This is a genomic window from Streptomyces sp. NPDC051563, from assembly GCF_044454225.1.
Classification (GTDB): domain Bacteria; phylum Actinomycetota; class Actinomycetes; order Streptomycetales; family Streptomycetaceae; genus Streptomyces.
Genome location: NZ_JBITDL010000001.1, coordinates 328,639 through 349,598 on the forward strand (window position 1 = coordinate 328,639; position 20,960 = coordinate 349,598).

Consider the following 20,960-nt stretch of genomic DNA (forward strand, 5'->3'; position numbering starts at 1 on the left):
CCTGTGACGGTGGAGCAGATCTCGGGGGGACACATGAACAAGCGCATCAGCGCCGTGCTGTGCACGGCGACGGCCATGGCTGCCGTACTGGCCGTACCGACGGCGGCCCACGCGGACGATCCCTACCCCTCGTTCACCACGTACACGGAGAACAACGGGTCGGTGGTCCTGGACTTCCCCACCACCGGTGACGATCCCAAGAACCTCAAGGTCCACCTGCGCAAGAAGAACACGGCCGAACGGGTCGCCACCATCACGAAGTTCACCGCGGTTCCCGGCGAGATCTGCTCGCCGTCCTGCGAGGACGACCTCACGGGATGGCTTCCCCTCACGACCGGATCGCTGAAGCTTGCCGCGCTCGGCGAGTACAGCGTCGACGTGGAGTACGACGGCACCCGGGGCGAGAGCGTCCTCCACAAGGACCGGGCGACGCTGAACTATCAGATCTCGCCCTCCCTCACGCACCTGGCTTCCTCGAACGAGGTGTCGCTCGCGCATCCGGACACGACGGTCTCGGGCAAGCTGTGGCTCTTCGACCCCCGTGACGGGTCGCGGAAACCCTTCGCGGGCGGCGCGCTCACGGCGAAGACCTCCACCGGCTCCACGAGACTCACGGCCGACGCACAGGGCCGCTTCGAGTCCCGCGTCACGCTGTCCGGCCGCGACCACGAGGGCGAGGACCACGAGGACATGCCGCACGCGAGCGTCCCCCTCGAGGTCGAGGCGAACGGTCTCAAGGAGTCGGAGTCCGTACGGGTTCCCGTGACCTCCGTACCCGGACGCATCAGCCTGGACACCCCGACCCTGACCGGCCCGTACGGAACGCAGGGCAAGGCCGGGGGCACCGTCACCTGGCAGGCCGACGACGGGACGTGGAAGCCGGCCCCCGCCGGCGTCGGCCTGAAGACCGACGCCGGCCAGTGGGTCAGCACCGACGACGCGGGTCACTTCACCGCGTCCCCCGAGTTCCGCAAGGACGAATGGTGGGGGATCTTCGGCGCCACGTGGGTGGAGGCCGACGACCACGTGCAGCTGGACACGACGGCCGGTACCGCCTTCTCCGGCTTGGACGTCGCGGTGGACCGGAACAAGAAGGTCACGGTGAGGGGCCGGTTCGGGCGGGGCGAGATCCCGGCCGGTGTCACCTCGCTGACGGCGGACGTCCAGACCTCGGCGGACGGCAGGACGGGCTGGAGCACGGTCAGGAGCGTGGAGGTCGCGACCCGGCCCGGCGCCAACGCGGAAGCGCAGATCGACACGACGCTGCCCGACGGGGCGCAGGGCTACGTGCGACTGCGGTACGCGGGCACCCCGGACATCCACGGCTCCGCTTCCCCCGTCGCCGAGGCGCTGGCGGCGGACTTCACGGCCGCGCCGGGCCTCCCGGACTCGACCCTCCCGTCCGCGCCGCGGGTCGCCCCGCTGACCACGCGGTTCGACTTCACGGGCACGGAGCCGTCCGAGAAGGTCCGGTTCCTCGCCGTGGACTTCGGTGACGGGTCCGGCGAAAGGCTCGTCCGGGCCGACACGCTCGACCACACCTACAAGGCGCCCGGCGCCTACGAGGTGAAGGTCACCGTGGAGAACGAGGAGGGCGTGAAGTCCTCGGTCGCCAAGACCGTCCAGGTGGACTACGCGGCGTCGGGCTACGTGGCCACCGAGCCCTTCCGCCTGCTGGACACCCGCACCGCCAAGACCCCGGTCAAGGGCGGGGCGGTCACCCCCGTGGACCTGCCGCTCGGCGGTGGCGCCTCGGGGCAGCCGCTCTCGCGGAGCATGGCCTCGGCCGTCCTGAACGTGACCGTGACCGATGCCACCCAGGACACCCACCTGACCGTCTGGGCCTCCGGCCTGCCGAGGCCGTCGACGTCGAACGTGAACGTCCGCGCGGGCGAGACCTCGTCCAACACGGTCACCGTCCCGGTGGGCGCGGACGGAAGGATCCAGGCCCAGCTGAACTCCGGCAGCGCCTCCCTGATCGTGGACTTCGTCGGCTACTACCAGCCGAACGCCGGCGAGCGCTTCTCCCCGCTCGCCCCGACCCGCGTCCTGGACACCCGTACGACCGGCGGAGCGCTGCCCGGCGGCAAGACCCGCACCGTGAAGGTGGCCGGAGTCAACGGCATCCCGGCGGACGCCAAGGCGGTCGCGCTGAACCTGACGGGCACGGGTGCGACGCAGCCGGCCCACGTCATCGCCTACCCGGACCCGGCGAAGCGTCCGGCCACCTCGAACCTGAACGTGGAGCCGGGCAAGGACAAGTCCAACCAGGCCGTCGTCCCGGTCGGCCCGAACGGCACCATCACCCTCTTCACCAACACGGGTTCGACGCACCTGGTCCTGGACGCGGTGGGCTACTACGGCAAGGACGGCAAGGCCCTCTTCACCCCGGTGGTCCCCCAGCGCCTCGCGGACAGCCGCACCACCGGCAAGGTCGCCCCGGGCGCCACCACCACGGTCTCCGGGCTCCCGGCGAACGCCGTCGGCGCGGTCCTGAACATCACCGCGACCGACTCCAACGGCCCGGGCTTCCTCACCGCGTACGGATTCGGAGCCACCCGCCCCGGCGCGAGCAGCCTCAACACGCTGCCGGGCATCACCGTCCCGAACCACGTGACGACCCCCGTCGGCCCCGGCGGCAAGGTCAGCATCTTCAACAGCCACGGCGGCCCCAACCACGTGATCACCGACCTCCTCGGCTACTTCACGCAGGGCTAGCCCCCCCCCGCCGCGCACCGAATTCCGTGGGGCAGCTCCGCCGGAGCTGCCCCACCGGCGTTTCAGGGCCGGCCGCCCGCTTCGTGGATCTTCTGCCAGACCACGTCCCGGGTGACCGGCATCTCCGTGAAGCGGATCCCGGTCGCATCGCGCAGGGCGTTCGCGAAGGCGGGGGCCACCGGGTTGAAGGGGCTCTCGGACATGGACTTGGCGCCGAGCGGGCCGATGGAGTCCGAGGTCTCCATGAAGTGGACCTCGGTGCGCGGGACGTCCGCGTACTGCGGGAGGCGGTAGCGGCGGAAGGCGGCCGTGGTGACCTCCCCGCGGTCGTCCACCCGTACCGTCTCGAAGAGGGTGGCGCCCAGTGCCTGGGCCACGCCGCCCTCGACCTGGCCGCGGCACTGCATCGGGTTCATGACCTTGCCGGCGTCGGCCGCGTGGACGGAGCGCAGGATCTTCATCTCGCCGGTGTCCGGGTCGACGGCGATCCGGAACCACTGGGCGTTGAAGGCCACGGAGCGGGGGGAGCCGCCCCAGTGGCCGTCGGCGGCGATCTCTTCGAGCTTGCCCTTGTCGTACGCGGCCTCGTAGAGCTCCTTGAGGGTGACGGTCCGGCCCGCGCAGACGAAGGCCTCGGCCCCCAGCGTGCACAGGTGCCGGGCCACGCCCGTGTGGCGGGCCGCGAAGGTCTTGAGGCGTTCCGCGAGGGAGTCGGCGGCCAGCATCACGGCCTTGCCCGCCACCACCGTGCCGGCCGACCCGAAGGCGCCGGTGTCGTGGCGGACCACGTCCGTGTCCGACTGGCGGACGGTGATCCGGTCCACCGTGGTGTTCAGCGCACCGGCGGTGATCTGCTTGTGGACGGTGGTGGTGCCGTTGCCGAACTCGGCCGTGCCCACCGCGATGTCGTACGTGCCGTCGCGCAGCAGGCTGATCCGGGCGTCGGCGTAGTGGCCGCCGGGCGGGCCGGTCGCGATCATCGCGACCGCCGTGCCCTGGCCGGTGAGCCAGCCCTCGGGCACGTCCTCGTGGCTGCGGTCCTGGGCGATGGCCTTGCGGACGACGTCCATGCACTGCTTCATGCCGTACGAGGCGATGAAGAGGTCCTCCTCGTGGCCGATCGGGGTCACCATGTGGTCGCCGGGGCCGATGACGTTCTTCTCGCGCAGGGCGAGGGGGTCCATGCCGAGCCGGACGGCGAGCTCGTCCATGACCGATTCGACGGCGAAGAGGACCTGGCCGAGGCCGTAGCCGCGGAAGGCGCCCGCCGGTACGCCGTTGGTGTAGACGGAGTACGCCTCCACCTCCTTGTTGGGCGCCTTGTAGACCGCGAAGGACTCGCCGACGCTGTGGAACATGACGGCCGGGCCGTGGTTCCCGTAGGCGCCGGTGTTGGACAGGACCCGGATGCGCAGCGCGGTGAGCGTGCCGTCCTTCTTGGCGCCGATCTTGACGGTGATCTTGAAGGGGTGGCGGGTGGTGGCCCCGTAGAACTGCTCGGCCCGGGTGAACTCGAGTTTCACCGGGCGCCGCAGCTTCAGGGCGGCGAGGACCACGATGTCCTCGGTCAGCATTTCCTGCTTGCCGCCGAACCCGCCGCCCACGCGGCCGGCGACGACGCGGACCTCGTCCTCGCCCAGGCCGTAGAGGGCGCACAGGGCCCGCCGGGTCAGGAACGGCGCCTGGGTGGAGGAGCGGACGGTGATGCGCTCGCCGTCGCCCTCCTCCTTCGGTTCGAAGTACGCGACGCTGCCGTGGGTCTCCAGGCTGGCGTGCTGCACGCGCTGCGTCTGGAAGGTCTCCTCGTAGACGAGGTCCGCCTCCGCGTACCCCTTCTCCATGTCGCCGATGGTGTTGTGGACCTCCCCGCACACGTTGTTCTCGGCGCGGAAGATCCCCGACTCGGGCCCCTTGGGGTGCAGGACGGGCGCGCCGGGCAGCATGGCCTGCTCCGGGTCGATGACGTACGGGAGTTCCTCGTACGTGACGACCACGCGGCGGCAGCCCTCCTCGGCGGCCTGCTCGGAGTCGGCGACGACGGCCGCCACGCGCTGGCCGACGAAGCGGACCACGTCGTCCAGGACGCGGGTGTCCATCGGGTCTTCGGTGGGGTGCTCGTGCCGGGCGCTGGAGTACAGGTGGTCGGGGGCGTCGTGGTGGGTGAGGACCGCGTGCACGCCGGGGACCTGGAGGGCGTCCGTGGTGTCGATGGAGACGATGCGGGCGTGCGGGTGCGGGGAGCGCAGCAGCTTCATGTGGAGCAGGCCGGGGACGCTGACGTCGAAGGTGTAGCGGGCCGTGCCCGTGACCACCTGCGGGCCGGCCGGTGCGCCGAGGGACTTGCCGACGGCCTGGCCCGCCTCGGGGGCTTCGACGTGCTTCACACCGCGTACGGCGTCCTCGATGGCGCGGTAGCCGGTGCAACGGCAGATGTTGCCCTTGAAGGCGCGGGGGAGGTCGTCGAGCTTGCCGTCGTCGTGGGCGGTGCCCCGCTCGGCCTGGAGGGCGGAGGTGGTCATCAGGAATCCGGCGGTGCAGAAGCCGCACTGGAAGCCCTGGGCGTCGAGGAACTGCTGCTGGGCGGGGTGGAGTTCGCCGCCGGGCGAGCAGAGCCCCTCGACGGTGGTGACGGCGCGGCCCTCGGCGCGTACGGCCGGGTAGAGGCAGCTGTGGACGGGCTGCCCGTCGACGTGGACCGTGCAGGCTCCGCAGTCGCCCTGGTCGCAGCCCTTCTTCACGCCGAACCAGCCGCGGTCGCGGAGGTAGGTGCGCAGGCACTGGCCGGGGCGGGGCTCCTCGGTGAACCGCTGTCTGTTGATGTCGATCTCGTAGCCGCTGCTGTTGCCGCTGCTGCTCTGGGTCATCGCGGTCCCTCCGGAGCGTCGTCGCCGGTCAGTTCGCGGCGGACCTCCTCCGCGAGGCGCAGGCCCATGTGACGCCGCCAGGCGGGCAGTCCGTGGATGTCGTCGTACCACTCGTCGGGCCGGACGGTGTCGTCGATGGTCCGGCGCAGCTCGGCGGCCGTGGGCGGCAGCGCGAACCAGAACCGGAAGGGGCGGGTGGTGGCGGCCGAGACCGTGACGGCGAGGGAGCCGTCCTGGGGGTCGTAGGCGCCGATGACGAGGGCGCCGGAGCGGCCGAGACCGTAGAGGGAGGCCTGCCGGAAGGCAGTACGGGAGTCCAGGGCGCGGGCGGGGAGCCGGATCGAGCGCAGCAGCTCGCCGTCGCGCAGGTCCTTGACGCCGGCTCCGCGGATGAACTCGGTGACGGGCATGCGGCGGGTGGAGCCGTCCTGGCCCTGGAGCAGGACGGTGCCGTCGAGGGCGGCGGTCAGGGAGACCATCGGGCCGGCGGGGAGGCCGTTGCAGAGGTTGCCGCCGACGGTCGCCATGTTCCAGATCTTGAAGCTGGCGAGGAAGGCCCGGCAGCACTGTTCGAAGAGCGGTGCGGCCGTGGTGGGCAGGGTCCGGGCGAAGCGGGACAGCTCGGTGATGGTGCAGGTGGCGGCGATGTCGAGGGAGCCGTCGGGCTGCCAGGACAGCGGCGGCCAGCCCATCCGGGAGAGGTCGACGAGACGGCGGATGTGGGGCTGGGGCTCGGAGAAGAGGTACGTCCCGCCACCGAGCCAGGCGTCACCCGGACGCCAGGGTTCGCGGCGGCGTGCGTCGCGTACGTCGAGCACCGTATTGAGGTCCATTTCCCGCCATCCTTTCCGTCGTCGTCTCGCTGTTTTGATCGCTTTTCGTCGTCCAGCTCAGTGAAACAACGGGCCGGGGTCGGGGACGACTGGTCCCCGGCACGGAAAAACACCAGGGCCGACGGGGCGTCCCTGGTGAATCATCCAAGAGGCTGTTCGAAGGGTTGCCCTTGCATTTACCATGGCAATCCTCATATTCGCCTCGCGATTGTGGGCTGCCACCCGCCGCAAGGAGTCCCCGCCATGCATGTCCTCGACCTACTCCAGTCCGACAACCTCGGCCTCACCCTGCTGTGGGGCGAGCAGTCCCTTCTCGGCCAGGAGGTCAGCGGGGTGACCGCCACCGACCTGGAGGACCCGGGCCGGTTCCTGGGCCCCGGCGAGCTGGTGCTCAGCGGCCTCGTGTGGTGGCGTCCGGGGGCCTCCGCCGCCGCCAGGACCGACCGTTTCGTCGCCGCCCTCGCGGACGCCGGAGCGCGGGCGCTGCTGGCCGGGGAGGAGACCCACGGCGGGGTGCCCGAGGAACTCGTCGCCGCCTGCCGGGCCCACCGGATGCCGCTGGTGGCGGTGCCCGCGCGGACCAGTTTCCGGGCCGTCACCGAAGCGGTGTACCTGCGCCAGTGGGGCGACCTCAGCCGCCGCCCGACCCGGCACTTCGCGCTTCCCGAGAACGTGCGCAGCGAGCTCAGCCGGCTCCTTGAGGGCGGGGCCGGGCCGGCCGAGCTGCTGGACCGGGCGTGCGCGCACCTGGGCCGGCTGCCCTGCTACCTGCTGACCACGAGCGGCCGCACGGTGGCCCGTACCGCGTCCGCGCCCGCGATCCCGGCGCAGCGGGCCGCCTCCGCCGCGAAGGGCGGGGTCTCGCTCGGAGTCGAGGCCGAGAGCTCCCCCTACGACGCCTGGCTGCTGCACGTCCCGGACGCGGACGCGGCGCCGCCGCGGGTGCTCCACGAGATCGCCGAGGTCTTCGCCCAGTACCGCGACGGCACGGCCCGCCGGGTGGCCGCGCGCCGGGACGCCGGACGCGACCTGCTCGCCCTGGTGGCGGCCGAGGCCGAACCGGACCTCCTCGCCGCCGCCCTCCAGACGGCCGGACTGCCCGCGGGAGGCCCGTACCGCGTGGTGACCGCGACCGACGGGGACGCCCTGGCGGAGGCGCTGGGGCACCTGGAGGGTGCCCGGTGGGCGGCGGGCCCGGGCGGGGCGGTGCTGTACGAGGGCCCCGACGGAGCCGATGCCGGGGCGGGCGCCGCGGGCGGGACCGCCGCCGATCTCGCCGACCGGCTGCGCGCCGTATGGCCGCTGCTCCAGGCGTGCGCCGAGCCGGGGGCCGACCTGCGGCTCGGCGTGGGCGCGCGGACGGCTTCGGCGGAGGGGCTACGCGCGTCACTGTGCCAGGCGCGCTTCGCCCTGACGGCGGCCGACGAGACGGTCGCGGTCCGCGGGGTCGAGCAGTTGGACACCCTGGCCGAGCTGCTGTCCGGGGTCCCGCCGGAGGTCCGCGGGGTGTTCGGGACGCGGACGCTGGGCTCGCTCGGGGACGGGATGCTCCGCGAGACCCTGGAGGTGTTCCTCGCGAACAACTGCTCGTGGACGCGCACGGCGGAGGCGCTGCACCTGCACGTGAACACGGTCCACTACCGGATCGAGCGGGTGGAGGCGCTGACCGGCCGCGACCTGTCGCGCCTCGACCACAAGCTGGACCTGTACGCGGCACTGCGCTGCTAGCCGGCGGGGCCTTTTTGCGGCTGGCCGGTCAGAAGGCCAGGTCGATGTGGACGTCCGTGGACTTCACCCGGGCCGTCACGCTGACCCCGACCGCGATGCCGAGCTCCTCCACCGATTCCCGGGTCACCACGGAGACCAGCCGGTACGGGCCCGACTGCACCTCGACCAGGGCCGCGACCTCGTCGACCCGGACGGCGGTGACGATCCCGGCGAAGGAATTGCGCACGGACGTGGCCGCGCCCTTCTCCGGCACCGGATGCAGACCGGCGGCCCGTTCCTTGGCGAAGGCGGCGAGGGCCGCCCCGTCGACGGTCCGGACCCCGTCGGGCGACCGCCGGGCGGGCAGCCGCCCCCCGTCGGCCCAGCGGCGGACGGTTTCGGGGCTCACGCACAGCAGACCGGCAGCCTGCCCTATCGAGTACGACGGCACGCCCGAAAGCGTAGGGGCTGTCCGGCCCTGGCAGGCCGGTCGGAGCGGCTCCCGGATCTCCCGGACCTCCCGGACCTCCCGCACCGGACAAACACCCCGAGGGGCGTAGCGTCGTAAGGGCGAACACAAACCGCCAAAGCAGGCGAAAGCCACGCGAACGGGCCATGTGAACGAAGGGTGCCGCCGATGTCCGTCCCGTCAGCCCAGCCCACCCCTCCCGACCTCCCCGACCTCCCCGTCCTCCCCGTCCTCCCGGTGCTGGTCGGGTTCGACGGCTCGCCCCGGAGCCTCGCCGCCGCCCGGTGGGCCGCCCGCGAGGCCCTCGCGGCCGGGGCGCCGCTGCGGCTGCTCCACGTGGGCCACGCCTGGCCGACCGTCCAGCCGATCTCCCCGGAGTTCCAGCCCGTGCTCGGCGCGAACGAGTCCGCGGCGCGGACCGTGCTCTCCGCCTTCACCGAGGAACTCCGCACCGCCCACCGGGGCCTGACCGTGGACGCGTCCACCGCCGAGGGCGGACCGGGCAACGAGATCCCGCGGGCGGCCGCCCGGTCGAACGCCGGGCTGATCGTGCTCGGCGCCGGCGGCGAGGAACACCACGTCGTTCCGCGGCTCGGCTCCACCGCGCTGCACGTCGCGGGGCGCGCCGAGGTCCCCGTCGTCCTGGTACGGGAACCCGCCGAGCACGCGCCGCACGGACGCGGGGTCGTCGTCGGGGTGGACCCGGCGGGCGACTACGCCGCGGTCCTCGACTTCGCGTACGCCTGGGCGGCGCGGCACGCCCTCCCGCTGCGCGCCCTGCACGCCGTGCCCGGGGGCCCGGCCGCCCCGGAGCCGCTCGAAGCGGCGGTGGCCGCGGCTGGCGCCCGCCACCCGGGGGTGGCGGCCACGTGCGTGACCCGTGCCGGAGATCCGGCGGAGCTCTTGCTGCAGGAGTCCGCGGGGGCCGACCTCCTGGTCGTGGGCCGCCGCCACCACCGCCCCCTCCACGGCATGGGCCCCACGGACCACGCGGCGGCCCACCACGCCCACAGCCCGGTGGCCCTGATTCCCCACGGCTAGGCCGTCCGGCCGCTGTTCCTACTTGTCAGCGGCCGGTCCGTACCACTGGAGGGCTTGGCCAGTGACCGCCGCGATGCACTCGAAGTCGCGGTCGCGGTGCAGGAGGGTCAGTCCCTGCAGTTCCGCGGTCGCGGCGACGACGAGGTCCACGGCGCCGGCGCTGCGGTGCTGTCCCCGCCGGGTCAGCAGTTCCTGTACCTGCCAGGCCCGGGTGTAGGCGCGGTCGTCGACCGGCACCCAGCCGAACAGCCGACGCATTTCCTCGATGCCTCGGATGCGGTCCTCGGCGGACCGGGCGCTGTAGAAGAACTCCAGCTCGGTGATCGGACAGGTGGCGATGAGCCCGGCTGCCGCGGCCTGGTCCCACCCGTACTGTTCGGCGTCACCCCACATGAGCCGGGCCAACGCGCTCGTGTCGATGAGGAATTGGGCAGCGCTCACCGCCGGTAGTTCCCCTTGTCGTCAAGAAGGTCCAGGTCGAAGGCGCCATCGGCGGCGGCTGCACGGAGCCGGGTCAGGGCCAGGGCCCGCCGCCTGGTCTCCAGCACCTCGCGCAGGGCGGTGTTCACGGTGTCCCTCTTGGTGCTGGTGCCGAGCGCCTGTGCGACGTCGGCAAGCAGCTCGTCGTCGAGGTCGATCACGGTTCTGCTCACGAGACACCTCCGTTGATATCAACTCGGATGTCGATTGTATCTTTCAAGGTATCTTTCAGGGAAGCTTTCACCGAGGGCCTCCTACCGCCGCAGCAGTACGATCACCGACCCCCACATCGTCAGCAGGACGTTGCCCAGGGCGTACGGGACCGTCGTGCCCAGGGCCGGGATCTGGCTGCGTGCGCGTTCCGTCAGGGCGCCCAGGGCGGCCGTCGTGGTCTGGGCTCCGGCCAGGGCGCCGAGCAGGATCGGGAGGGGGAGCCGCTGCACGAAGTGCCCGTAGGCGAATCCGGTCAGCAGCGGCACGGTCGTCACGGCGGCGCCCCAGAGCAGCAGCGGCCAGCCGGCTTCGCGCAGGCCCGGGACGAAGCTCGGGCCGGCGTTGAGGCCGACGACCGTGACGAACACGCACAGCCCGAGCGTGCCCATCAGCCACTGCGCCGCCGAGGGCAGGTTCCCGTACGTCGGGTACTTGCTGCGGATCCAGCCGAAGACCAGCCCCATCAGCAGCGCCCCGGTGGAGGTGGACAGCGACAGCGGTGCACCTGCCGCGTGCAGCGCCGGGATGCCGAGGCAGCCGCCTAGGAAGAGCCCGAGGGCGATCCACACCATGTCCGTCGCGAAGCTGGTCGGCACCGGCTTGCCCAGCACGGCCGCGGCCGCTTCCACCCGGCTGCGCGGGCCGGTGAGGACGAGGGTGTCGCCCCGCTCCACGGTGCTGTCGAGGCGCACCCGCAGGTCGGCGCCGGCCCGCCAGTGCTCGTCGACGAAGACGCCCGGCATGAACTCCTCGTGCCGCAGGGTGCGGATGGTGCGTCCGCTGAGGTTCCGGTCGGTGATGACCACGTGCAGCGATTCGGTGCGGTAGGCGAGCAGCTCGAAGTCGTCCGTCTCCATCCCGATGTGCGTGCGCGCGTCGTACGCGACGAGGTCGCCGCGGACCGCGCTGACGGCCAGGATGTCCCCGATCTCGACGCGGGTGGCCGCGGTGTGCTCCAGGATCTCCCCGCCGCGGCGCAGCCGGGTGATGTAGAGCCGCCGCCCGGCGGCCTTCTGCTCCGCCTCGAAGTCCCCGATCGTGCGTCCGGCGAAGGCCTCGACGTCGACGGCGTACGCGCGCAGCACGTGCTTGTAGTAGCCCTCCCCGGCGTCGGGGTCGTCCTCGGCGGCCTCCAGGTCGGCGGCGAGCACGGCGCTCTCCTCCGCGAGGTCCCGCCGCAGCAGGCGGGGCAGGATCCCGGCGAGGAGCAGCGCGGGCAGGACCGTTCCGAGGGGGTACGTGACCGCGTAGGCGACGGCGATCAGGTGGGACTGGTCCCGGGCCTCGGCCGCACTGACGCCGGGCAGGTGGGCGATGGCGTCGGAGCCGACGCCGATGACGGCGGACTGGGTGAGGCCGCCGCCGAGCAGACCGGCGGAGAGGCCGGTCCCGTACCCGGCGAGGGTGGCGAAGGCCCAGGCGGCGGCGAGTCCGGTGCCGCAGACGATCAGGGCGAGGACGACCTGGGGGAGTCCGTCCTTGCGCAGGGCGCGGAAGAACTGCGGGCCGACGTCGTAGCCGAGGGCGAAGAGGAACATGAGGAAGAAGACGGACTTGATCGGACCGTCGATCTCGACCTTGGCCTGGGAGCCGATGACCAGACCGGCCACGAGGCATCCGGTGACGGCGCCGAGGGCGATGGACTTGTACCGGATGCGGCCGAGCAGGAAGCCGACGGCGATGGTCAGGAAGATCAGCAGCTCGGGGTAGGGCCGGAAGATCTCGTTCCGGAGCCAGTCCATCCACACCTCCTCGGCCGTCTCGGGAAACGGTATGTGCCGGTCTGTCCCCCCGCACGTCCAGCCGCCGCACCGATCCGCCGATCCGCCGATCCGCCGTACCGCCCGCGTCGGCCGATCCGTCCGCGTCCGCCGATCCCTCGGCGTCGGCCCGCCCGTCCGCGTCGGCCCGACCATGCGCGTCGGCCCGCCCGTGCCCGTCAGCGGGCGAACCGTTCGGCGAGGTACTCCTCCCAGGTGCGCCGGCCTACCGCGTTCCCGGGGGCGGTCAGACGGCCGGCGCGCCAGGCGGCCCCGACCTTGCCGGGGACCCGGACGGGCAGGACGACGCGGTGCTTGCCGGCGGCGCGCAGCCAGTCCCGGGCGAGGCGGGTGGCGGGGTGCACGGCCGGGCCGGCGAAGTCGGGTACCCGGCCGGCCGGGGCGCCGAGGGCCAGCTCGACCAGCCGGTCCGCCACTTCGCCCGGGTCGACCGGCTGGCAGTCGGTGCCGGAGGGGACGAGGACCACCGGGAGCTTGGACAGGGCGCCGAGGGCGAAGTCGAGCAGCGCCGGGAACTGGGTGGCGCGCAGGTTGGTCCAGCCGGTCCCCGAGGAGGCGAGCAGTTCCTCGCCCTCCAGCTTGACCCGGTAGTACGGGTACGGGATCCGGTCGACGCCGACGATCGAGATGTTGACGACGTGCTCGACCCCGGCCCGCTTCCCGGCTTCCAGCAGGTGCCGGAAGCCGGGGAGGTCGTTCTCGAAGTGCCGGATGTCGCTCGCGCAGTGGATGACCGTACGGACGCCCGCGAGCGCCTCGTCGAGCCCGGTCCCGCTGGCCAGGTCGCCGGTGTACCAGTCCACCCCGGCGTCGTCCGGCAGCGCCGTCCTGCGGGTGATCGCACGGACCGGGCGGCCGGTGCGGCGGACCCGTTCCAGCACCTCGCGGCCGAGCATCCCCGTCGCCCCGGTCACCATGATCGTGTCGTTCTCCATCAGTTCCGGCCTTTCCCGCCGATGCTGCGGCCGCCGTCGCGGCGGCCGTCACCGATGAAGAACCGACGGGTCAGCCGTTCTGTGACAGGTCGTGGAGCTGCGTCGCGAGGAAGGCGAGTTTGTCCGGGTTCAGCACGAGCCGGACGCCCGTGATCCCGCCCTCGCCGAGCTCCAGCGCCCCGAAGGCGGTCAGCTCGCCGTCCGCCCGGCCGACCACCGCCGGCACGCCGTTCACCTCGGCGAAGGAGATCTCCGTGCCGTTGACCCACTTGGAGAAGAGTCCGACCAGGAAACGGGCCACGTTGTCCCGTCCGGCCACCGGTCGTCTGGCCGCGCTCGCCTTGCCGCCGCCGTCCGACCAGACGACCACCTGCTCGGAGAGCAGCTGCTCCAGCCGGTCCATCGCGCCCCCGGACGCGGCGGCCAGGAACCGGGCGAGCAGCTCGTCGTCCTGCTCGCGCGAGCTGGTGAACCGGGCCCGGCCGTCGGCCAGGTGCTGCCCGGCCCGGCGGTAGAGCTGGCGCGCGTTCGCCTCCGAGCAGTCGAGGACGCCCGCGATCTCCCGGTGGCTGTAGTCGAAGGCGTCGCGCAGCACCAGGGCGGCCCGCTCGGGCGGCGACAGCCGCTCCATCAGCGTCAGCACGGCGAACGACACCGCGTCCCGCTGTTCCGCCGTCTCCATGGGACCCAGCACTCCGGAACCGGTCTCCACCGGCTCCGGGATCCAGGGCCCGAAGTACTCCTCGCGCCGCACCCGGGCGGAGCCGAGCCGGTTCAGGCACAGGTTGGTGACCACCTTGGCCAGCCACGCGCCCGGCACGGCCACCCGGCCGGGCTCGGCCCCGTGCCAGCGCAGGTACGCGTCCTGCACGGCGTCCTCGGCCTCGGCCGCCGAGCCGAGCATCCGGTACGCCAGCGAGAACAGCCGCGGCCGGTGGGTCTCGAACTCCCGCGCGGCGTGCTCCCGTTCCGTGAGCTCGCGTTCGGCGTGCTCCGGTTCGGCGTGCTCCCGTTCCGTGAGCTCGCGTTCCGTGAGCCGCTGAGCCGTGGGCTCCTGTGCCGTGTCCATGGCACCACGCTAAAGGCCGCCGCCGCCCCGCTCCGCGAGCAGGTCGAGGACCTGCCGCGGTGTCCAGTGGCCGCTCGCGCCCGGGCAGGCGGACAGGTAGTCGGAGATCTCCCGCTCCCGCCACGGCCCCGACTCCAGCAGGCCGCCGGCCAGGTGCCGCAGGTACGCGGCGGACGGCGGGCGCGGCTCGACGTCGCGCAGCGACCACGGGGCGGTGAAGGTCAGCACGGGGATGCCTTCGACCGTTCCCGGGCAGACCAGGGTCTCGTACCGGCCGGCCCCCGCCGTGTCGCGGCCGTCGCGCAGCACCCTCGCGAGGTCGAGGTCGGTCCCCGGCTCCCGGTACATCTCCTGCGCGGCGATGTCCGACACCTGGCCGACGGTCACGAGGTGGGCGCGCCCCAGCAGGCTGCCCGGCGCCGAAGGATCGTAGAAACCCCTGCCCCCGGTCCACACCGGGGACTCGGTGGCGAAGTAGAGGCATCCGTCGAGCCGGACGGCGATCGACCGCTCCGGCGTCCGGCGGTCCCGGCAGCCGGGATAGGAGCGCGCCGCGCCGGGCGGTGTCCCGCCGGCGATGTAGGCGGCCAGCCGGGCGGCGTGCATGTTGGAGCCGTAGGCGGCGTACCAGACCCGCCCGTCGGCCCTCGGGGCCTCGACGCCGAGCGGAACGGCGGTGTGGACGACCATGCGGTTCCTCGCCTGCGGGGCGGTGGGAGGAGGCGGGTGGGGCTGGGGGAGGGGAAGACCCCGGGAAGAATCCCGGAGGCCCCGGGGAAAGTCGAAGGGCCCCGCTGCAAGCAGCGGGGCCCTTCGACTTATTGCCCGGTGAGAGCAATGGCGGAGGATACGAGATTCGAACTCGTGAGGGGTTGCCCCCAACACGCTTTCCAAGCGTGCGCCCTAGGCCACTAGGCGAATCCTCCGCGGCAAACAATACAAGACGTTGAGGGGTGCTCGCGAACGTGATCGTCGGGCGGACCCGCGCGGAGGTCCGGGTCGGGTCCGCTCGGGGTCCGGCTCGGGGTCCGGCTCGATTCCGGGGCCCTCCATCCGCTAGGGTGGGGCCAGCCCCTCACGTGGCGCTATCTCACCCAACTCCCCCAGGGCCGGAAGGCAGCAAGGGTAAGTGGGCTCTGGCGGGTGCGTGGGGGGCGCTTTGCGTTCCGGGACGGGTCGGGCCGGCCGGGCCGCCGGGCGTCCGCGCGCTCTGCGGGCCACTGTTGTCGGTGGGCCCGGATAACCTCGTATACGTGTCGTCCCTTGCGCTGTACCGCCGCTACCGCCCCGAGTCCTTCGCCGAGGTCATCGGGCAGGAGCATGTCACTGACCCGCTGATGCAGGCCCTGCGCAACAACCGGGTCAATCACGCGTACCTGTTCAGCGGGCCGCGAGGCTGTGGCAAGACCACCAGCGCGCGCATCCTCGCCCGCTGCCTGAACTGCGAGCAGGGCCCCACGCCCACCCCCTGCGGGGAGTGCCAGTCCTGCAAGGACCTCGCGCGCAACGGCCCGGGGTCCATCGACGTCATCGAGATCGACGCGGCCTCGCACGGTGGTGTGGACGACGCGCGCGACCTGCGCGAGAAGGCCTTCTTCGGGCCCGCCTCCAGCCGGTACAAGATCTACATCATCGACGAGGCGCACATGGTCACCCCGGCGGGCTTCAACGCCCTGCTGAAGGTGGTCGAGGAGCCGCCGGAGCACCTCAAGTTCATCTTCGCCACGACCGAGCCCGAGAAGGTCATCGGCACCATCCGGTCCCGGACGCACCACTACCCCTTCCGGCTCGTGCCCCCCGGCACCCTGCGGGACTACCTCGGCGAGGTCTGCGGCCGCGAGGGCGCCCACGTCGAGGAGGGCGTGCTGCCGCTCGTCGTGCGCGCCGGAGCCGGATCCGTCCGTGACTCCATGTCCGTCATGGATCAGCTGCTGGCCGGCGCCGCCGAGCAGGGTGTGACGTACGCCATGGCCACCTCGCTCCTCGGGTACACCGACGGGACCCTCCTCGACGCCGTCGTGGACGCGTTCGCCGCCGGGGACGGGGCCGCGGCCTTCGAGATCGTGGACCGGGTGGTGGAGGGCGGCAACGACCCGCGCCGCTTCGTCGCCGACCTGCTGGAGCGGCTGCGCGACCTGGTGATCCTGGCCGCCGTGCCCGACGCCCGCGAGAAGGGGCTCATCGACGCCCCCGCCGACGTGGTCGAGCGGATGCAGGACCAGGCCTCCGTCTTCGGGGCGGCCGAACTGTCCCGGGCCGCCGACCTGGTCAACACGGGTCTCACCGAGATGCGCGGAGCCACCTCGCCCCGGCTGCAGCTGGAGCTGATCTGCGCCCGCGTGCTGCTGCCCGCCGCCTTCGACGACGAGCGTTCGGTGCAGGCGCGGCTCGACCGGCTGGAGCGCGGCGGCGCGGCCTCCGCCGCCGCTGCCTTCGCCGCGGCGCCCGCCATGGGCTACGTGCCCGGGCCGGAGGCCCAGGCGATGGCCCCCGCGGCGGTACGGACCCCCGCGCCGCCGGCCCCGGTGCACCAGGCCCCGGTGCACCAGGCTCCCGCGCACCAGGCTCCCGCGCACCAGGCCACGGCTCCTACGCAGCAGGCTCCCGCGCAGCAGGCCCCCGTGGCCCCGCCCGAGCCGGCGGCCGCCCCCGCGGCCCCGGCCGCCGCCCCCGGGGCGTGGCCCGGAGCCGCGCAGCCCGGCGGCGGCGCTCCCGGTGCCTGGCCCGGCGCCGCGACCCCCGGCGCCCCCGCGGCCCCGGCGTCCGCCCCGGCTCCGGCCGCCGCCCCCGCCGCGGGTGCCTGGCCCGGTGCGGCCACCCCCGGCGCCCCGGTGGCCGCCGCTCCCCCGGCGGCCCCCGCGCCGTCCTCCCAGGGCTCCGCTCCGGCGGCGCCCGCCGCCCCGTCCCCCGGCATGGCCGCCGGCGCGGGGCAGATCCAGGCGATGTGGCCGGCCGTCCTGGACGCCGTCAAGAACCGCCGCCGCTTCACCTGGATCCTGCTCAGCCAGAACGCCCAGGTGGCCGGTTTCGACGGCACCACCCTCCAGCTCGGCTTCCCCAATGCCGGAGCCCGCGACAACTTCGCGAGCAGCGGCAGCGAGGACGTGCTCAAGGCGGTGCTCGCCGAGCAGTTCCAGGTCACCTGGAAGATCGAGGCCGTGGTCGGCGGCGGAGCCCAGCCCGTGGCCCCCGTGTCCGCGTCGTCCTACGGGGCTCCGCCCGCGCCCGCCTACAACCAGCCGCCGGCCCAGCAGGCCCCGCAGCAGCCCCAGCAGTCGTACCAGCAGCCCCAGCAGTCGCAGCAGCCCCAGCAGGGGTACCAGCAGCAGCCGCAGCAGTCCCAGCAGCCGCAGCAGTCGTACCAGCAGCAGCAGTCCCAGCAGCACCAGCCGCCCACCCACCAGGCGCCCCCGCCGGTCGCCCCCGAGGACGACGTGGCGGAGGCCGACGACCCGGACCTCGTCGACACGGCGCTGAGCGGACACGACCTGATCGTGCGCGAGCTCGGGGCCACCGTTGTAGAGGAATATACGAACGACTAGGGGGTCCGACTTGGGTGCCCGCACGAAGGGCATCCGGGAACGCGGGCTAGTCTTCATGGCGTGAAGGTCCTCGTCATCGGCGGCGGCGCCCGCGAACATGCCCTGTGCCGCTCTCTGTCCCTCGATTCCGACGTCAACGCGCTGTACTGCGCTCCCGGCAACGCCGGCATCGCCGAGGTGGCCGAGCTCCGCCCCGTCGACCCGCTCGACGGCGAAGCCGTCGCCCGGCTCGCCACCGAGCTCCGCGCCGACCTGGTCGTCGTCGGTCCGGAGGCCCCACTCGTCGCCGGAGTCGCCGACTCCGTGCGCGCGGCCGGCATCCCCGTCTTCGGCCCCTCCGCCGAAGCGGCGCAGCTGGAGGGTTCCAAGGCCTTCGCCAAGGACGTGATGGCCGCCGCCGGAGTCCCGACGGCCCGCAGCTACGTCTGCACCACCCCGGACGAGGTGGACGAGGCCCTCGACGCCTTCGGCGCCCCGTACGTGGTCAAGGACGACGGCCTCGCCGCCGGCAAGGGCGTCGTGGTCACCGACGACCGGGCCGCCGCCCGCGCCCACGCGCTGGGCTGCGACCGCGTGGTCATCGAGGAGTTCCTCGACGGCCCCGAGGTCTCCCTCTTCGCCATCACCGACGGCGTCACCGTGCTGCCGCTCCAGCCCGCGCAGGACTTCAAGCGCGCGCTCGACGGCGACGCGGGCCCCAACACCGGCGGCATGGGCGCGTACTCGCCCCTCCCCTGGGCCGACCCGAAGCTCGTCGACGAGGTCATGGCCTCCGTGCTGCAGCCCACGGTCGACGAGCTGCGCCACCGCGGCACCCCCTTCTCCGGGCTGCTCTACGCGGGCCTCGCGATCACCTCGCGCGGGACCCGGGTCATCGAGTTCAACGCCCGCTTCGGCGACCCGGAGACCCAGGTGGTCCTGGCCCGGCTGCGCACCCCGCTCGCGGGCGTCCTGCTGGGCTCCGCCAACGGCACCCTGGACACCCTGCCCCCGCTCAGCTGGCGCGAGGACGCGGCCGTCACGGTGGTCATCGCCTCCCACAACTACCCGGAGACCCCGCGCACCGGGGACCCCATCACGGGCCTGGCCGAGGTGGCCGAGCTGGACGCCCCCCACGCGTACGTGCTGCACGCCGGGACCCGCAGCGAGGGCGACGCCGTCGTCAGCGCGGGCGGTCGCGTGCTGTCGGTGACGGCGACCGGTTCCGACCTGGCGGAGGCCCGGGACAGGGCGTATACGGCGGTCGGGCGGATCGGGCTCGACGGCTCGCAGTACCGCACGGACATCGCGGCGAAGGCCGCGGAACAGGGCTGACCAGGCCTGGGCAGGGCCGGTTGTTGGGTTCTCACGTGTCAGCGGGCCCGGTGCGCACTCGGTGCGGCCGGGCCCGCGCGCATGCTCGCGTGCGAGTGCATCCAGCCGCTTTCGAACGCACCCAGCTTTACCCAAAGCCATTCCATCGGGTGATCGTCACCCGGTCTGCCTGACGTCCGCCCGTGCCCCAACTATGGTGCGGCGCAAGCATTGCGGCTCCCGTTCCGGCACATGGCCCACCGGCATTGCGATGTCAGTGGCTGATGTCACAGTGGGGGAGTGAGCAACGCCGCCGCATGGCAGAGGGGGTGAGGTCCGGCCGTGTCCGGAACCGGTTCGATCGCTGAAGTGGGTACGCCGTCCGCGCGTTCCCGTGCCTTGGCCGTGCTGCGTGTGCGCAGCAGGGCGCTGGCCGTCGGGCTGCTGCCCGCCGCCGTGGCCGTGGTGCTGGTGAGCGCCCGTACGACGGGCCGGCTCGCCGGTGACCCCTGGCCGGCCGTGACCCTCGCCGTGTGCGCCGTCGCCGCCTTCGTCCTGCTCGTCGGCGGGATCTTCGCCGCCGTCGTGCTGCGGGCGAGCCCCGCCATGACCCCGACCGTGCCGCTGTCGGAGTCCGCCGCTCCCGATCTGTACCGGCTCGTGCGGGACCTGGCGGACCGGATGGACGTTCCGGCGCCCTCCGCGATAGCCCTGACCCCCGACTGCGACAGCTGGCTGGAGGACCGCACGCACGCGGCGCACCGCCGTGCCCGCGGCCGCATATCCGGTACGGCCGGCGGCCCGGAGTCCGAGCCCGGCGCCGCCCCGGTACTGGTGATCGGCTCGCCGTTCCTGTGGTGGATGAGGGTCGCCGAACTCCGGGCCGTCCTCGCGCCCGTCGTCGCCGGTACGGGCCCCTCCGCGCACCCCGACATAGCCGACGCGCGCGGATTCGTACGGGGCCTGGACGCCGCCGTAGACGTGGGCGGCCGGCCCTTCCTCGGCTGGATCGCCGCCCCCGCCCGGCTGCTGCTGCGGCTGTGCCGGGTGGACGCCGCCGAAATGGAGCGCGGGGTCGCCGCCGCCGCCTCGGACCGTGCACAGGGTGTGGACTACGCGCTGCGCATCGCCGCCCAGGAGCAGGTCGGGCTCGCGTACGCCGGCTGGGACCGGCTGCTGACCCGCGTCGCCCTGCCCGCCTGGCGGATGGGCCGCTGGCCCGCCCACCTGGATGCGGGCGTGGTCTCCGCACTGACCGAACTGTCCCGCCGCGACCGGCTGGCCGACGGGTTCACCTCGCGCCTGGGCGAGCGCCCGGCGTGCGATCTGCTGGACCAGCCGGGTGCGGTGGACGAGGCCGCCTCGCTGCTGGCCGCGCGGCTGTTCCACGGCGGCCCGGCCGAGGCCGGCCCGGACTGGTCCCCGGTGGACTGGGCGGCCTATCCGGAAGAGGTCGTCGACCGCAAGTGGCGCACCGAGGCGGCCCGCCTGCTGGCCGCCCTGGACGGACTGTCGGCCGCGTCGGTGCCCGCCGCCTCCACGGTGGAGCGGGTGCTGAACCACCTCGCGGACGCCGATGCCGACGCCCTGGCGGGCCGGCTGAGCGGTGACCTCGCGCGGGAGGCCGTGCCCGTCGCGGCCGCCGCCGCGGCCCGCGGGGCCGATGCACTGCCGCTGTTCCCGCTGGAGGCTCCGCGCAGCGGGCGGGACCTGCTGGCGGACCACGTCGTGGCGCTGGTGTGCTGCGCCGCGGTCGACTCCGCGGGAGGCGAGCCCGGGCTGGACTGGCTGGACGGGCCGGTCCTGCTGGTCTCCGGGGTGCGGCGGACCGATCTCGCCGGACCGGTGCTGTCGCTCGTGGAGGACCGGGATCCCGGCCCGCTGCGGGACTGGCTCGCGGAGGTCGGCGTACGCCCCGAGAAGCCGGTCCGCCTGGTCTAGGCCGTCTCTTCCGGATCTTGCCGGGCCCGCGACGCCCGGCACCGCGCCCGGCCGCACTGCCGGGGCGACCACGT

15 protein-coding genes, 1 tRNA gene and 1 other RNA gene are annotated in these 20,960 nt (G+C 73.3%); 7 read left to right on the forward strand and 10 right to left on the reverse strand.

The features are described 5' to 3' along the window. Positions 1-33 precede the first annotated feature (33 nt). A complete protein-coding gene (locus ACIA8F_RS01580) occupies positions 34-2,718 on the forward strand; it encodes a PKD domain-containing protein (RefSeq protein WP_399376142.1) in 2,685 nt (894 codons plus the stop codon). Between the two features lie 62 nt (positions 2,719-2,780). Here the strand turns inward: ACIA8F_RS01580 and ACIA8F_RS01585 are convergent, their stop codons facing one another. Together ACIA8F_RS01585 and ACIA8F_RS01590 are read right to left on the reverse strand one after the other, a co-directional pair. After that, positions 2,781-5,582 carry a molybdopterin-dependent oxidoreductase gene (locus tag ACIA8F_RS01585; protein WP_399376144.1) on the reverse strand — a complete coding sequence of 934 codons (2,802 nt, stop codon included), beginning with the start codon at positions 5,580-5,582 and terminating at the stop codon, positions 2,781-2,783. After that, complete coding sequence (locus ACIA8F_RS01590) at positions 5,579-6,415, reverse strand: FAD binding domain-containing protein (protein ID WP_399376145.1); 837 nt, start codon at positions 6,413-6,415, stop codon at positions 5,579-5,581. Before ACIA8F_RS01590 ends, ACIA8F_RS01585 begins: the two co-directional genes overlap by 4 nt. A gap of 243 nt (positions 6,416-6,658) precedes the next feature. Here ACIA8F_RS01590 and ACIA8F_RS01595 point away from each other — a divergent pair, with 243 nt between their 5' ends. Then, positions 6,659-8,143 (forward strand): helix-turn-helix domain-containing protein, encoded by a 1,485-nt coding sequence (locus tag ACIA8F_RS01595; protein WP_399376147.1) that lies wholly within the window; start codon positions 6,659-6,661, stop codon positions 8,141-8,143. A gap of 28 nt (positions 8,144-8,171) precedes the next feature. On the opposite strand, the gene ACIA8F_RS01600 is transcribed toward ACIA8F_RS01595, so the two are convergent. Continuing rightward, positions 8,172-8,573 (reverse strand): molybdopterin-binding protein, encoded by a 402-nt coding sequence (locus ACIA8F_RS01600; protein ID WP_399376149.1) that lies wholly within the window; start codon positions 8,571-8,573, stop codon positions 8,172-8,174. 186 nt (positions 8,574-8,759) lie between these two features. Here ACIA8F_RS01600 and ACIA8F_RS01605 point away from each other — a divergent pair, with 186 nt between their 5' ends. Then, positions 8,760-9,632: a universal stress protein gene (locus tag ACIA8F_RS01605; protein WP_399376150.1), complete on the forward strand. Its 873-nt coding sequence runs from the start codon at positions 8,760-8,762 to the stop codon at positions 9,630-9,632. Between the two features lie 18 nt (positions 9,633-9,650). Here ACIA8F_RS01605 and ACIA8F_RS01610 read toward each other — a convergent pair whose 3' ends face one another. From ACIA8F_RS01610 to ACIA8F_RS01640, 7 genes are all read right to left on the reverse strand, one after another. After that, a complete protein-coding gene (locus ACIA8F_RS01610; RefSeq protein WP_399376151.1) occupies positions 9,651-10,073 on the reverse strand; it encodes a PIN domain nuclease in 423 nt (140 codons plus the stop codon). Beyond that, on the reverse strand, positions 10,070-10,285 hold the full coding sequence (locus ACIA8F_RS01615; RefSeq protein ID WP_399376152.1) for a type II toxin-antitoxin system VapB family antitoxin: 216 nt from the start codon (positions 10,283-10,285) through the stop codon (positions 10,070-10,072). Before ACIA8F_RS01615 ends, ACIA8F_RS01610 begins: the two co-directional genes overlap by 4 nt. Before the next feature lie 81 nt (positions 10,286-10,366). Next, positions 10,367-12,067, reverse strand: a complete 1,701-nt coding sequence (locus ACIA8F_RS01620; RefSeq protein WP_399376153.1) for an aspartate:alanine exchanger family transporter — start codon at positions 12,065-12,067, stop codon at positions 10,367-10,369. Positions 12,068-12,264: 197 nt separating this feature from the next. Next, a complete protein-coding gene (locus tag ACIA8F_RS01625) occupies positions 12,265-13,041 on the reverse strand; it encodes an SDR family oxidoreductase (protein ID WP_399376154.1) in 777 nt (258 codons plus the stop codon). A gap of 70 nt (positions 13,042-13,111) precedes the next feature. Continuing rightward, on the reverse strand, positions 13,112-14,110 hold the full coding sequence (locus tag ACIA8F_RS01630; RefSeq protein WP_399376156.1) for an RNA polymerase sigma-70 factor: 999 nt from the start codon (positions 14,108-14,110) through the stop codon (positions 13,112-13,114). 9 nt (positions 14,111-14,119) lie between these two features. Then, on the reverse strand, positions 14,120-14,800 hold the full coding sequence (locus ACIA8F_RS01635) for a histone deacetylase (protein ID WP_399376157.1): 681 nt from the start codon (positions 14,798-14,800) through the stop codon (positions 14,120-14,122). A 148-nt stretch (positions 14,801-14,948) separates the two neighbouring features. Next, positions 14,949-15,036 (reverse strand) — tRNA-Ser (locus tag ACIA8F_RS01640). Between the two features lie 140 nt (positions 15,037-15,176). On the opposite strand from ACIA8F_RS01640, the gene ffs reads away from it, so the two are divergent. The 4 genes from ffs to ACIA8F_RS01660 all read left to right on the forward strand — a co-directional run bounded on the left by ffs (position 15,177) and on the right by ACIA8F_RS01660 (position 20,886). After that, positions 15,177-15,275: signal recognition particle sRNA small type (gene ffs / locus ACIA8F_RS01645), an RNA gene on the forward strand. An 88-nt stretch (positions 15,276-15,363) separates the two neighbouring features. Then, positions 15,364-17,652: a DNA polymerase III subunit gamma and tau gene (locus tag ACIA8F_RS01650; protein WP_399376158.1), complete on the forward strand. Its 2,289-nt coding sequence runs from the start codon at positions 15,364-15,366 to the stop codon at positions 17,650-17,652. A gap of 60 nt (positions 17,653-17,712) precedes the next feature. After that, positions 17,713-18,966 carry a phosphoribosylamine--glycine ligase gene (gene purD, locus ACIA8F_RS01655; protein WP_399376159.1) on the forward strand — a complete coding sequence of 418 codons (1,254 nt, stop codon included), beginning with the start codon at positions 17,713-17,715 and terminating at the stop codon, positions 18,964-18,966. A 321-nt stretch (positions 18,967-19,287) separates the two neighbouring features. Continuing rightward, positions 19,288-20,886 (forward strand): hypothetical protein, encoded by a 1,599-nt coding sequence (locus ACIA8F_RS01660; RefSeq protein WP_399376160.1) that lies wholly within the window; start codon positions 19,288-19,290, stop codon positions 20,884-20,886. The last annotated feature ends 74 nt before the right edge of the window (positions 20,887-20,960 follow it).

Bases quoted from the DNA above. Each gene is read 5' to 3' on its own strand.
- ACIA8F_RS01580 (WP_399376142.1), top strand. From the start codon at position 34: ATGAACAAGCGCATCAGCGCCGTGCTGTGCACGGCGACGGCCATGGCT.
- ACIA8F_RS01590 (WP_399376145.1), bottom strand. From the start codon at position 6,415: ATGGACCTCAATACGGTGCTCGACGTACGCGACGCACGCCGCCGCGAA.
- ACIA8F_RS01585 (WP_399376144.1), bottom strand. From the start codon at position 5,582: ATGACCCAGAGCAGCAGCGGCAACAGCAGCGGCTACGAGATCGACATC.
- ACIA8F_RS01595 (WP_399376147.1), top strand. From the start codon at position 6,659: ATGCATGTCCTCGACCTACTCCAGTCCGACAACCTCGGCCTCACCCTG.
- ACIA8F_RS01635 (WP_399376157.1), bottom strand. From the start codon at position 14,800: ATGGTCGTCCACACCGCCGTTCCGCTCGGCGTCGAGGCCCCGAGGGCC.
- ACIA8F_RS01630 (WP_399376156.1), bottom strand. From the start codon at position 14,110: ATGGACACGGCACAGGAGCCCACGGCTCAGCGGCTCACGGAACGCGAG.
- ACIA8F_RS01625 (WP_399376154.1), bottom strand. From the start codon at position 13,041: ATGGAGAACGACACGATCATGGTGACCGGGGCGACGGGGATGCTCGGC.
- ACIA8F_RS01605 (WP_399376150.1), top strand. From the start codon at position 8,760: ATGTCCGTCCCGTCAGCCCAGCCCACCCCTCCCGACCTCCCCGACCTC.
- ACIA8F_RS01620 (WP_399376153.1), bottom strand. From the start codon at position 12,067: ATGGACTGGCTCCGGAACGAGATCTTCCGGCCCTACCCCGAGCTGCTG.